General features: G+C 43.9%; 14 protein-coding genes. 9 read left to right on the top strand and 5 right to left on the bottom strand.

All coding sequences use genetic code 11. From position 1 onward, the window contains the following. Positions 1 to 1,146, bottom strand: a 1,146-nt coding sequence (locus tag P8O70_11025; protein ID MDG2197407.1) for a D-alanyl-D-alanine carboxypeptidase, incomplete at its 3' end; no start/stop codon positions are given. Then, positions 1,143 to 2,036, bottom strand: coding sequence for an oxygen-dependent coproporphyrinogen oxidase (gene hemF / locus P8O70_11020; GenBank protein ID MDG2197406.1), 894 nt, complete (start codon positions 2,034 to 2,036; stop codon positions 1,143 to 1,145). The genes hemF and P8O70_11025, both read right to left, overlap by 4 nt. Before the next feature lie 281 nt (positions 2,037 to 2,317). Here hemF and P8O70_11015 point away from each other — a divergent pair, with 281 nt between their 5' ends. From P8O70_11015 to ribH, 4 genes are all read left to right on the top strand, one after another. Further along, positions 2,318 to 4,363, top strand: coding sequence for a hypothetical protein (locus P8O70_11015; GenBank protein MDG2197405.1), 2,046 nt, complete (start codon positions 2,318 to 2,320; stop codon positions 4,361 to 4,363). 102 nt (positions 4,364 to 4,465) lie between these two features. After that, on the top strand, positions 4,466 to 4,882 hold the full coding sequence (locus tag P8O70_11010; GenBank protein ID MDG2197404.1) for a DUF2452 domain-containing protein: 417 nt from the start codon (positions 4,466 to 4,468) through the stop codon (positions 4,880 to 4,882). Between the two features lie 7 nt (positions 4,883 to 4,889). Then, entirely contained in the window at positions 4,890 to 5,207 is a 318-nt protein-coding gene (locus tag P8O70_11005) for a DUF971 domain-containing protein (GenBank protein ID MDG2197403.1), read from the top strand. 14 nt (positions 5,208 to 5,221) lie between these two features. Beyond that, the gene (ribH, locus tag P8O70_11000; protein ID MDG2197402.1) at positions 5,222 to 5,698 is read left to right on the top strand and encodes a 6,7-dimethyl-8-ribityllumazine synthase; all 477 of its coding nucleotides are present in this window, start codon (positions 5,222 to 5,224) and stop codon (positions 5,696 to 5,698) included. Positions 5,699 to 5,737: 39 nt separating this feature from the next. Here ribH and P8O70_10995 read toward each other — a convergent pair whose 3' ends face one another. From P8O70_10995 to P8O70_10985, 3 genes are read right to left on the bottom strand one after another with little or no spacing between them, the layout of a single operon-like run. Then, positions 5,738 to 6,706 (bottom strand): hypothetical protein, encoded by a 969-nt coding sequence (locus P8O70_10995; protein MDG2197401.1) that lies wholly within the window; start codon positions 6,704 to 6,706, stop codon positions 5,738 to 5,740. A gap of 2 nt (positions 6,707 to 6,708) precedes the next feature. Beyond that, entirely contained in the window at positions 6,709 to 7,473 is a 765-nt protein-coding gene (locus P8O70_10990) for an SDR family NAD(P)-dependent oxidoreductase (GenBank protein MDG2197400.1), read from the bottom strand. Positions 7,474 to 7,502: 29 nt separating this feature from the next. After that, complete coding sequence (locus P8O70_10985; protein ID MDG2197399.1) at positions 7,503 to 8,258, bottom strand: SDR family NAD(P)-dependent oxidoreductase; 756 nt, start codon at positions 8,256 to 8,258, stop codon at positions 7,503 to 7,505. Positions 8,259 to 8,489: 231 nt separating this feature from the next. On the opposite strand from P8O70_10985, the gene P8O70_10980 reads away from it, so the two are divergent. From P8O70_10980 to P8O70_10960, 5 genes are read left to right on the top strand one after another with little or no spacing between them, the layout of a single operon-like run. Next, on the top strand, positions 8,490 to 9,521 hold the full coding sequence (locus tag P8O70_10980; GenBank protein MDG2197398.1) for a C-terminal binding protein: 1,032 nt from the start codon (positions 8,490 to 8,492) through the stop codon (positions 9,519 to 9,521). A 43-nt stretch (positions 9,522 to 9,564) separates the two neighbouring features. Then, entirely contained in the window at positions 9,565 to 10,317 is a 753-nt protein-coding gene (locus tag P8O70_10975; protein MDG2197397.1) for an SDR family NAD(P)-dependent oxidoreductase, read from the top strand. A gap of 46 nt (positions 10,318 to 10,363) precedes the next feature. After that, positions 10,364 to 11,110, top strand: a complete 747-nt coding sequence (locus P8O70_10970; protein MDG2197396.1) for an SDR family oxidoreductase — start codon at positions 10,364 to 10,366, stop codon at positions 11,108 to 11,110. 45 nt (positions 11,111 to 11,155) lie between these two features. Beyond that, positions 11,156 to 12,211, top strand: a complete 1,056-nt coding sequence (locus tag P8O70_10965) for an aldo/keto reductase (GenBank protein ID MDG2197395.1) — start codon at positions 11,156 to 11,158, stop codon at positions 12,209 to 12,211. A 60-nt stretch (positions 12,212 to 12,271) separates the two neighbouring features. Then, positions 12,272 to 13,264, top strand: a complete 993-nt coding sequence (locus tag P8O70_10960) for a sugar phosphate isomerase/epimerase (protein ID MDG2197394.1) — start codon at positions 12,272 to 12,274, stop codon at positions 13,262 to 13,264. Positions 13,265 to 13,268 lie beyond the last annotated feature (4 nt).

Genomic DNA, 13,268 nt, shown 5'->3' with positions numbered 1-13,268 from the left:
ACTCTGAGTAGGCACCTCTTCAGCAGCTACAAGAGGGATCTGACGCATCGTTTTTCCACCCATTCTCAATTCTAATGTTCCAAGCATGCTGCCTTTTTCAACGGGTGCCACAACTTTCTCGGGTAATTGATAGAACAGTTTCACTTGATCTTCTTCTCCAGGACCTAAAAGCAGCGACGCCGACATCTGGGGTTTTAAAGAGACTTTTTTATGCTGACCATCTTCTACTAGAACAGTTTGAGAAATTATTTTTTCTGCCTCTACTAGCTCAGTTGTTTGATACTCATTAAATCCTTTGTCCAGCAAATGCGATGTAATTCTGCTTCGCCATTTTACATTTGGAGAACCCATCACCGCACTGATTAACCGTCGCTCTCCTCTTTTCGCGGTGGAGACCAAATTGAATCCAGCCGCTCGGTAATATCCTGTCTTCATCCCATCCATGCCATTATAAGCTCTCATCAACTTACGATTGGTGTTGACCAATTGAAATGTCCCTGCTCGGAATGAATCAATCTCAATTGCTGACCACTCTAGATATTGAGGATGATTCTGGAGGATAAATCTAGCTAAGAGAAAAAGATCGTATGCGGTACTGACGTCATGTTTTTCTCCTCGACTAGGAGGAAGACCATGAGGAGAGTGAAACTCTGTATGAGCCATCCCCAATTCTTTGGCTCTTTGGTTCATCAGGCGTACAAAGGAATCCTCATTCCCTGAAACATGCTCAGCCATAGCAAACGTCGCATCATTGGCTGATCGCACAATCATGGCCTTCAAAAGTTCTTGGACGGTAAATTCTTCTCCTTCCTTCAAGAAGACTTGTGTGCCACCAATTTTACTGGCTTTTGTAGAAGTCACTACAATGTCATTCAAGCTTGTTTTGCCTGCCTCGATGGCCTCGAAGGTTAAGAGAACCGACATCAATTTAACGAGAGAAGCTGGGTAAACCTTAAGATGTTCCTGCTCTGCGAACAAAACTCTTCCTGTGTCCGCATCAGCCATCAAGACAGCTTTGTAATTTGGGCGGAATTTTTTCAGTGCTTGGTCCGCGCTTACTAGGCTTGGTAAGAACGTTAAAGCCAGAGCAAATTGAACTGCCAATATCCAAGCGAAATTCTTTGGAGTTCCTATCATTGTTTTCATCCATTAATCCAATCATAGGGTTGATAATATGACAGCATTTCCTCCTGTGCACTTCCAGATTTAGGCTGCCAGTTATAGTGAAATTCCACCTCCGGTGGAAGTGACATAAATATCGATTCAATCCGGCCACCTGATCGAAGCCCAAAAAGTGTTCCCCGATCATAAATCAAATTGAACTCAACATACCGACCTCTTCTAATTTTCTGAAAGCTCGTGTCAACTGCATCAAAAGGTTCATCTTTACGACGCTCAACAATTGGAGCGTACGCTGGAAGAAATGATTCACCCACTGCTCGAACTAGATCAGCGTGCTTTGCTTCTGTACCTGTTAAGTAATCGAAAAAAATACCACTAATTCCCCTCATTTCAGATCTATGCTTTATTGTGAAATATTGGTCGCAAGTTTCTTTATATTGCTCATAAGATGATGGAATGACCGAATTACAAGCTTGCTGCAATGTTTGGTGAAATTCCTTGAAATCTTGAGGATACGGATAGTAAGGAGTCAGATCTGTCCCTCCCCCAAACCAGTTTCGGCCTTCATTCGTCTCAAAGTACCGGACATTCATGTGAATTGTCGGAACTTTGGGGGAATTTGGATGAATGACCAGTGAAAGCCCACACGCCCCAAAAAGACCTTCCTCAACCTGAAGTTGGGAGGCTAGTTCCTTCGTAATCTCTCCATGTATGGAAGAAATATTTACTCCTGCTTTTCCAAAGGTTTTTCCACCAGTGAGTATTCTTGTCCAGCCACCACCACCTTGCTCTCTTTCCCATATATCTTGCTGAAACCTCTGAATTGGCTCAAAGGCTTCTAACCCTTTACAAATTTGGTCTTGCAGCCTTTGTATTAAGGCTTCCATATCTCTAAAAGTTACTGATAATTCCATCGAGTTTTTCTGAATTTTATTTGATTCTTTGAATTTGCTAACTGCATGTAAAATGCCAGTTTTAGTTTGTTTTTCATCATGGCAGCTTTGCAGATTCAGATTGAATTGTTACAGATTTGGAGATGACTACCTATGCTTGGCAGGTTCTCACAGAGCAATTTTAGAGGGCTTTCTAAGTTCAAAATCTTGAGTTAACATATGAAATGTTCTTGGTCTTGCATAGAATGAAACAGGACAATAGCTTCGGTCTTAACACAAGCTCCAACTTCGAAAGAGGCTTCATGCAGGCAACGGAACAAATAACCACTCTAGATGCTGAAAAAGAGTGGAAAATCCTTAATCAACTTGCTGAAATTGCTGCTGATATTGAAAATCAGACAAGTTACTACTCTTTTCAATTAGAGGATGGTAGCCCAATATCTGATACTTTATTGGTGGACGTGAACAGCTGGATTTCCCAATTGCAGTCTCTAGTTCCAAACACAAATCCCCAAGAAGTTGTACCCGTTGTTCTCCCCAATCTAGAACCCACTGCATCTACTTCAGCATCTCAGAAGGAATCTGCAGAAGCATCATCAGTTGACGACAAGGAGATCGATGAAGAGTTCCTCAAGGATCCATCTACCGAGGAAAATGGAGCCGATTCTTCAACTTACCTCGGAGCTGTTGCAGAAGCTGTTGCCCAAGAATTACAAGGAAATTCTACAGCTGGTTTTGAGAATGCTGAAGCGCTAGACGGCGAAGAATCTGATGAAGATGATGAAGAAAACCCAGAGTCCACAGATCCTATTGATGAAAATGATGAAGAGCTTGGCTCGATCAACCAAGCTATCGAACACGCTGAGCAAATTGAAGCTCAGTCAGTGCAAAGAGTTCAACTAAATTCTGAGCTTGAGGATGAACGTGAATCAAACCTAGATGAGGTTGAGGAAGAAATTGAAGAAGAGGAAGCAGAATCCTGGTTTCAGGAAGAGTTAGCTGAGGAGGAACAAGCACTTTCCCTCAAAGATTCTGGAGAGGAAGAAATCCAACCTGAATCACTTCTCCTTCAAGAAACAACAGAACCGTCCCAAGTTGAAAAGAGTGAAGGTGAAGAACTAATTGAGGATAATATAGAAGGTTCTGAAACCGAATTGGGAACTACTGAGGCCAAGGAGAATCTTGGCAAAGTTGAAGCTTCGGAGGTAGTCATTCCTGATTTGAGTGACCCAACTAATGAGTTAGTAGAAGCTCAATCTGTTACACCTGAGGAATCAATTGAAGATGATAAATTGGTTCTCTCGAGAATGCCTGATGATGCTAACCCTGCTGATGAACCAATAATTGATGATGACTATGAATCTCTTAAGGCATCTGGAAGTTCAGAAAATCTGGTAACTGAAGATACAAATGAGCCTCTTGAAATCCTGACTCCATCAGAAGTTGAACTACTCGCAAGCGAAGCATTGCACGGCGGTGTTATTGATCAAGAGGACGAGTCTGAAGACGTGGAAGATTTGGTAGTTGAACTAGATTTAGAATCCGAAAATGATCTAACTGAGGAAGATTCTGATAATCTAGCAATTGAAGATGATAATGAAATTGTGACTCCTTTGACAACAGATTCAGACCACTCTGATCAACCAACCCCTGAACATGAGGAAGTAGATCAAGATCTTACCCCAGAGTCATATCCTGCTGAGATCGAAAATGCGAAACTCGAAGGAGAAACTTCAGACTCTTCAGAATTCGATTCAGAATTGAATTCTAAGGAATTGAATGATGAATCTTCAGAAATCGATGACCTGCAAGAGATATCTGTTGAGGAGGACCAGGTTGAGGAAGATAGAGACGAACCCCAAATAGAAAACTCTGAAGATGTGTTGACTGAAGATCCTGTAGCAGAAAAAGCCTTGGAATCATCTGATACTCAAACCTCACAGACCACGAATTCGGATGAGTTGGGTGGAAGTGTAAACGCAGAAGAGAATAGTGAAAATCCCGAAAATGAAACTGAAAAATTTTCTTATGGAAACGACCATCAAAATGAAGAAGCACATGAAGTAAAATCAGATCAAGAAATTTCCCAAGAAGCAATGGATCTTAACAAATTTGAACCTCTTGAGAGTTCTAATCCAACAATGGTTCTTCCAGAGAAGGTTTCAGAACCATCTTCAGAAGGGGTAGAAAATTCAACTGATCCCCAAAATGAACAATCTGCTGCCAATCTCGATTTCCTCCAAGAGCGCTACAATCGAATTGCTAATGCTGCTCTAGAAGAGGGCAAATTAGAACTAGCAAAGGATTGCTATGATAGCTTGGCAAAAATATTAAGACTGATGAAATAATTTGCTGGTATCTGAATCATTGTGAATTCTTTGATGACAGCAATCCGCTTCTGTTGCAGAATAATTGTAATCTCTCAAAACCATTGAACCGAAGCGGCTTAGATGTCTGACCTGATGATCCCCAAAAACTTCCTTGAAAAAAAAGAGAAATCTTACCCGGTCCAGATCGCAACACCTGCCGAAAAAATCACTGAATCCACCATCCAGTTGGATGCTGGATTAGCTCGGACAAACGATACAGCTAACCATGAAGCTGCTCGCTTGCAGGCTCAAGCGCACCTATTATTAGAGCAAGCACAGCTCGTGGAATGGCAAGCTGACATTCGTCAGAAAATTCGATCTTCAAGCATTCGATTCAAACCCGCAGTCCATCAAGATTACTATCTTTATGAAAACTCTGGTGATCCTCAATTAACAATGATTTCTCCTGATGAGTGGGCTGGACCTTCTCCATACGGTGCTTGTTTGGCTAGAGTTCGACAGTTAGGAGATCTGACTTGGGACGTCCAACACCATTGAATTCTTGATGCAAAACCTCCGAAAAAGACGCATAGAAAAAGTCCTCGTCGAAAATGATTTATATTTGCTTTGGAAGGATGGAATGGAGGCTCGGCTACCCTATTTCGATCTGAGAGATGCCTGTCCATGCGCACTGTGTGTAAATGAGCTCACAGGTGAGAAGATCTTAAAATCTTCTGAAATTCGTCAAGACATACAGCCATCGCGAAGTGAATTCGTTGGCAATTATGCGCTAAGGTTCTACTGGAATGACGGACATGACTCCGGTATTTATAATTTTCGAATGCTCCGCGAATTATGTGAGCATACTCTTTCCAAATCCTGATTCATCGGAATACTGTGCAGGAACTGAAAGTAAATTTATTGGCTGAGGGGCTCAGGATCGTCCTTGTCGCGTCAAGATTTAACGAAATGATTGTCGATCGACTCATCGAAGGCGCATCTGACACTTTTCGGCAATTTGGAGGTAATCCTGATGAGTTACTCCTTACTAGAGTCCCTGGTGCTTTTGAAATTGCAACAGCTGCTCGTCAATTTGCAGAAACCGAAGCATATGACGCAATAGTTTGTTTAGGAGCTGTAATTCGGGGTGCAACTTCGCACTATGATCATGTTTGTTCAGCCGTGACCAGTGGAGTGGCCGCAGTAGGTGCAGATACAGGCATCCCCACTATCTTTGGTCTCCTCACTACAGATACGATTGAACAAGCGATTGAACGATCAGGGACAAAGGTGGGAAATCAAGGAAGGTACGCAATGCAAGCTGCCATAGAGATGGCAAATCTGAGCAGAGTTATTGGAAGTCGCCATAATTGATTATCAGTAACAACAAATTCCTAATAATATAACTGATTACTAGGCTGTTTGGTGCCAAAACCAAAATTTGAATCTTGCTTCTGACCAATGGCCCACAATTTTGACCAGCAGCCACAAGACAAAGAAGCTAAACAGGAATCTACAAACGAAAATGCCCACCCAATCCGCCCCCAATAACAGCATGAGTAATGTATCTTCGATAGCACTATGGAAGATGCTCATCAACGCAAGCGAAAAATAAATGTCTTTTGTTGACAACAATCCCGATCTTGCTTCCTTCAAAATTAGTCCTCCCCCATAAGCTAATCCCAAAGTTATTCCAATCACAGTTAAGTTGGTAGCCTGTTTACTGATTGATAAAACTCCCAAGATAGGTTCCAACAAAGTTTGAAGAAGTCTAGTTATGCCCGATTCATCCAAGATTTTCATCAGAGCAACTAATCCGACAAGTATTACGAAAATCCAAAAAAAATTTTCGATTTCGCTCAGAACCCAGTTTGCAATTCCGGGTTCTATTGGACTAGGCTGCCAAACTAGTTGGGCCGCCTGCTGATTCCATCCCATGAAAGACTGAACTATATGGAGTATGTATCCATACACAATCGCTGAGCCAACTCTCAATAGCCCTATACTCCAAATTTTTGGCCCTGTTTTCTGAACAATTCTCAGTTCAACTGGCAAACTGTGCGCAAAAAGCATCATCGAAGTCAGCACTGTAACCTGGGCGATACTAAGTGTCTCAACATCGCCCATTAGATTTATGTATACTAACACAGCAGCGTAAAAGTTGGTAAACAACGCAGTCGCCCACACCAATCCTGTGTATCCGGGTAAACCTAAGAATTGCATTAAGGGTGTTAACCACTCTCCAAGAACTGTGATCATACCGAGTTCCTGTAAGATCTTCACCAAGATCACCACCGGGATCATCACCTTGAATAGCTCAAAGCTGATCTCGAGTGAATCTTTCCAAACAACTTTTAGTACATTTCCCCAGCGTGAGTTCATTATCATGTCCATCCACCATCAACGACCAGTTGTTGAGCTGTGATCATGCGGCTAGCGTCTGAAGCTAAAAACAAAGTCGCCTGTGCCAAATCGCCTGGTTGTACATGATCCGGCAGGCATTGACGCTCTTCCAATTGTTTCAGCCCTTCTGGCGTTACGTGAAGGGTCAATTGTCTCTCTGTCATGACCCATCCTGGAACAAGCATGTTGACCCGAACTCGATCCGCACCGCCTTCATTGGCTAGGGATCTTGTGAATCCCCAAACCGCTGATTTTGCTGTGGTGTAAGCTGGCATTCCCGTTTGCTTGAGCATCCAGGATACAGAGCCATAGTTGATGATGGATCCACCACCATTTTCCTTCATCTGTGGCAGAACGGCCTGCGCAGTAAAAAAGAAGTGTCGTAGATTGGTAGCCATGCGCTCATCCCAATACTCTGGGGTCACATCTTCTAGCTTGTGCCGTGTGTCGTTGGCTGCGTTATTGACCAATACTTGGATTGGACCATGCTGAGCGTGGATTTCACGAATCCAGCCCTGTAATTCACCAATATTCTTCAAATTGATCGCTTTAAAGGTCGGAGTACTTCCCTTAGCATTTGATAAGTTCTGGCAAAGATCTTGACCGGTCTCAGCGTTCAAATCAACAAAGAACACTTCTGCTTTTTGAGCACAAAACGCTTCGACAATGGCCTTGCCGATACCACTGGCACCTCCAGTGATAAACACTCTCTTGCCCGTAAGATCTGAATAAATTGGATTGGTCATCAGTTCCGGAATATTTAGTGTTGAAAATTTCAATAAGTTGCTCGCCCACCTGAGAGATCAAAGGCGGATCCGGTCGTAAAGGAATTTTCTTCAGAAGCAATCCAGCAGACCATTGCAGCAATTTCTTCAACTTGAACAAAACGGCCTCTAGGAATCTTTGAAAGCATATATTGAATGTGTTCCTCGCTAATTTGCTCAAAAATTCTTGTTCGGGCTGCAGCTGGAGTAATGCAATTGACAGAAATGTTTAAATCCGCGGTTTCTTTGGCGAGTGATTTCGTCAAGGCAATCACGCCTGCTTTTGAAGCAGAATAAGCCGAAGCATTTGGGTTCCCTTCCTTACCAGCTATCGAAGCAATATTGACAATTCTTCCATAGTTTTGCTGGCGCATACCCGTGATCACAGCCCTACACACATAAAAAGTTCCGGTCAAATTGATATCCAGAGTTTTTTTCCATAGGGCCAAATCATAGTTTTCAACAGTCGCTGTATCTCCAGCAATTCCCGCAGAATTGACCAACACCTCTGCACCACCTAATTTATCTTTCGTGGAATCCCACGCACTGTTGACAGAATCCAGATCAGACACATTTACTTGAATATGTACAACCTGTCCTTCTGGATATTCAGACGCAACCGTTTCGGCTAGGCTAGCATCCATGTCCCAAATTGCGACCCTCGCACTCCCTGCAACAAGCCGATCAACAATCGCTCGGCCAATCCCTTGGGCGCCTCCAGTCACAATCGCCCGCTGATTTGTAAAATCGTAATGGTTCCTCGCCATAAAAACTCCTATTGGATGAGATTCAGACTTGAGCCCTAAATGTGACTCAAGAGACACTGGAATGAAGTTGAATGAGGACTTGGCAAGATTTGAATTGCCGTGTATGTTTGCGAATTTGATCAGATTACTGAAAAAATTTACAAAAAAATTTAAGCATCTCTGAAATTAGAGATTCTGCAAGCCATCAAAAGAATCCGCTAACGTCCTAACATAATTCAAGACGAACGATCAATGATGAGATCTTTTAGAGTATTGAGTCCTGACATTCAATATACCGATGGTGGTATACCGGAGAAAGAGGTTGCTACCAACCATCTGGAGTTTGATCTCTTCCGATGGGAAGAAGAGGTTCCTGCTGAAGAGTTCGCTGAATATTTTGGTCTCTTAGTCTGGCATATCGCAACCATCGATGCCAACTACATGGACCAGCTTAAAAGTTGTCGTATCATTGTTCGCTGTGGAGTGGGTTTCGACAATGTAGACCTGAAATCAGCAGCCGAAAAGGGCATTGCCGTTTGCAATACTCCCGACTACGGAACAAGCGAAGTTGCCGATCATACGATTGGTATGATTCTCTCGTTGGAGCGGCAATTCGTTTCCTATCATAACTTTGTACAGAGTGACCCCTTCACAAATTTTAGTCATTTGAAGGTTCCCCCAGGACGAAGACTCCGCGGAAGAAGTATTGGATTATTGGGTATGGGAAGGATAGGCACTGCAACTGCGCTCAGAGCCAAAGCATTTGGGATGCGAGTGGTGATTTATGACCCCTATTTGCCAAGAGGACACGAAATTGGTGTCGGAATTGAGAGGGTTGAGAGCCTTGAAGAACTCTGTAGCCAGGTCAATATCCTAAGCATCCACACACCTCTGACTAAAGAAACTCACGGAATAATCAATGAGAAATTGCTAAGGTTATTGCCCAAAGACTCGATTCTGATCAACACAGCAAGGGGGCCTATTCTTGATTTAGATGGCGTTTATAATGTCCTCAAAGATGGCTATCTACGTGCAGCGGCAATCGATGTTTTTCCAACAGAGCCGCCAAATCCGATGCCAAGATTATTGCAGGCTCTTCAAAACAACGAAACTTGGCTTCAACAACGACTTCTCGTCACTCCCCATACAGCTTGGTACAGCGATGATAGTGCGCTAGACCTAAGACGAAAATCTGTAGAAACGGTTCTTCAATATCTCAAAGATAACAAGTTGAGAAACTGTGTAAATGATCACTTACTCCGGCCAGGGCAATCCTTCCGCTGATTTCTTGTTCCATCATTTTTTTCAACTTCATTACAGGTAAACCATGTCTTCAAAAAATAGTACCAAAGTTGCCATCATTACCGGGGCTGGGACCGGTGTTGGGCGTTCAGTCGCTCAACGATTTTTAACCGAAGGTTACCAAGTTTCGCTTCTCGGCAGACGTCAGGAACTCCTGGATGAAACCGCAGCAGGGGCAGAGAATGCTCTCGTTTTACCCTGTGATGTAAGTCAACCTGAAGCTGTCGATGCTGCGTTTACAAATGTTGTTAAGAAGTGGGGTCGAATTGATGTCCTTTTCAATAATGCTGGAATGGGAAGCCCATCAAGAACCATCGATGAAACCCCAATCGAGGACTGGCTCAAAGTAGTTGATGTCAATTTGACAGGTTCCTTCCTCTGTGCAAGGGCGGCTTTTGCACAAATGAGGCGTCAGAATCCACAGGGTGGTCGCATCATCAACAACGGTTCCATATCTGCCTATGTTCCTCGTCCGGGCTCTGCGCCCTACACGGCAACAAAACACGCAATTACAGGGTTAACCCGATCACTTTCCTTGGATGGCCGTCCCTTCAACATTGCTTGCGGACAGGTTGATATTGGAAATGCCGCTACTCCGATGACTGACCGGATGACAACAGGTGTACCTCAGGCTGATGGCAGTGTTCGAATTGAGCCTAGAATGGACGTTGAAAATGTGGCGACAACTGTCCTATATATGGCAGAATTGCCCTTGGAAGCAAATGTACAGTTTGTCACTGTGATGGCCACTACGATGCCGTTCATTGGTCGTGGATAAACACTACTCAAAATTTTGAAGATACATATCAAATGAGGGATTCTTGATGAACAAAGTCATGTTAGTTACAGGGGGAAGCAGAGGAATTGGTGCCGCAGCAGTCCGTCTGGGTGCCAAGCACGGCTATGCGGTTGCAATCAATTACGAGAAACAAGCAGATGTTGCGCAAAACTTGATGGATGAAATCAATGATGGAGGTGGAAAAGCGATCATCATTCAAGCGAATGTGAGCGTAGAATCAGAGATTATTGAGATGTTCAATCAGGTGGACCAGCAACTGGGGACTCTTACTGCATTCGTCAACAATGCTGGAATCATCCAACCTCCAAAACCACTTGTTGAAATGACAAGGGAGCGTTTGCAGGAACTTTTTGATGTGAATATTCTTGGTGCAGTACTGTGTGCGAGAGAAGCCGTCAAAAGAATGTCTACTCGATTAGGTGGTTCTGGAGGAGCTATCGTAAATCTTTCGTCCGCAGCAGCCAAGATGGGGGGGCCTAATTCATTTTTAGATTATGCAGCCAGCAAAGGAGCCATCGACACCTTTACAAATGGCTTGGGCCAGGAGGTCGCGAATGAGGGAATTCGAGTGAATGGGATCCGCCCAGGACTAATTTATACAGATATTCACGCAAGTTTGGGTGACCCAGATCGTGTGAAACGATTGGAAAACGTTGTTCCAATGAAACGAGGTGGACTACCAGGAGAAGTAGCAGAAGCTATCATGTGGTTATTATCCCCCGAAGCATCCTACGTCACCGCATCCACATTGGATGTCGGAGGTGGACGCTGACAGTCATTAGCAAATAAAATTTTTCAGAGGCATTAGGAGTACCCAATGAAATATCGTTATCTTGGGAGATCAGGTCTGCTTGTTTCCAGAATCTGTTTAGGCACGATGACATTTGGAATGGAAAAATGGGGCTGTGACCAAAATGAGGCTTCACGCATTGTTGATACCTTTGTCGGTGTCGGAGGGAATTTTCTCGACACTGCAGATATGTACAGCGCCGGGGTTTCAGAAGAAATGACAGGCAAAGCGATCAAATCCCATAATCGTGATGAACTAGTCATTGCAACCAAAGCCTGGTTTCGAACTACGGAAGGTGCAAATGGTAGCGGTAGTTCCCGCAAGCACATTTTGGAAGCTGTGGAAGCAAGCTTGCGAAGATTAGGAACTGATTACATCGACCTTTACCAAGTGCACGGCCCAGATTGGTTCACTCCCATGGAGGAAACCATGCGGACCCTGGATGACCTAGTTCAGCAAGGCAAAGTTCGCTACATAGGTTGCAGTAACTACTACGCTTGGCAAATAGTCAAAGCCAACTCGATTGCAGAAAAGATGAACTTGGAAAAGTTTATCAGCGCTCAGCACATGTATAACCTGGTTCGCCGTGATATTGAACGAGAGATTCTTCCAGCCTGTGCCGATCAAGGATTGGGGATGCTTTGTTGGAGTCCACTAGCAAGTGGGTTTTTAAGCGGCAAATACCAACGGGGAGGTGACATCCCAGAGGGATCCAGAATTTCTTTCCGTAAAAGTGTTGATATTCCGCGATATTTCCATGATCACGCCTTTGACACCGTGGAGGCACTAGTTGAATTGGGAGAAGTGACTGGGAAGCCTCCGAGCCAACTTTCTACTGCTTGGCTCCTTGGAGATCGTAGAGTTACATCTGTCATTTCAGGCCCCAAAACGGTCGCACAGATTGAAGATGTTTTGGCAGTCGCAGATTGGGATCTCGAAGCAGATCACTGGAATCGGTTGGAGGAAGTTTCTAACTTCAAGCACGGATATCCGTTGGAGTGGATTGATCAAAGCTACGGAAATATTGGTGGAATGGAAGAATTCTCACCTGCCCACCATCGCTTGGTTCGAGATCGTAGCTAGGCTCATCTCAACAACCCTTTAGTCAATCTTGGAAAGATTTCTCAATCTACTAAGGTTCATATGACGAATTCTTCTTGGCCGCTATTCAAACTGGGGCTCAATCCTTATGGAATGACCTATTACCTTGGTTTGCAAGGACGAGGCACTGCCAGACAAAATCCAAATGGGACAGGTTTGGAAGGGTATTTACAGATTGCCGAAGAACTTGGTGCTAAGTCCTTGGAAATCTTTGATCCCTGGTTACAGGAGTTTTCCGGCAATGAATTCCAAAGTTTGAAGGATCGCTTAGACCAGAGAGGAATAACTCCCGTCATTTCAGGAGGCTATATTCTTGAGGAGACGGGCCATGTTTTTAGGTCAGCGCAACTGCTCGAGGCAAAAACAATCCGCTTTGCTTTGACCAACGTGCTTTGTGGTGGGAGAGCCTTCCGAACTGATTGGAATGAACTGTGCCAAGCGGTTCGAAAAAAGATCCTTGAATTTGGTAAACCCGCTGCTGATGCAGGTTTGATGATTGCTATCGAAAATCATCAAGATTTTACTTCCGCAGAACTCGTGGAATTCTGTGAAATGACCTCTGGGGTTGGAATTACTTACGACACTGGCAACTCCTTTCCAGTGGCTGAATCCCCTAATCAATTTACGAAAACTGCTGCACCTCACGTTATACATTTACAACTCAAGGACTATCGGGTGCAGTTCACCAATGAAGGATTTCGACTGGTACGCTGTACGATCGGAGAGGGAGCTGTGCCATTTGATGAAGTCTTCAAAGAAATTGGTAAACACCAAAATCAACTAACTGCGGTACTGGAGCCAGGGGCACTTGAGGCTCGACACGTCAAACTCTTTAAAGAAGATTGGTGGTGGGGCTATCCAGCAAAATCTGCAACTGAGCTGGCTGAATGTCTATTAGCAACTCAGAAAAACCAACTATCCGACAAAGAGGACTACCGTACGCCATGGGAAAAAGGTGAGGACAGCAAGCTGGTGGATTATGAACTCCAAATGTACCGCAAAAGCTTTGCAAATATGAAAAAACTGGGAATATAAAAAC

This window comes from SAR324 cluster bacterium, assembly GCA_029245725.1.
Taxonomy (GTDB): Bacteria; SAR324; SAR324; order SAR324; family NAC60-12; genus JCVI-SCAAA005.
This window is presented reverse-complemented; position numbering and strand designations above follow the sequence as displayed.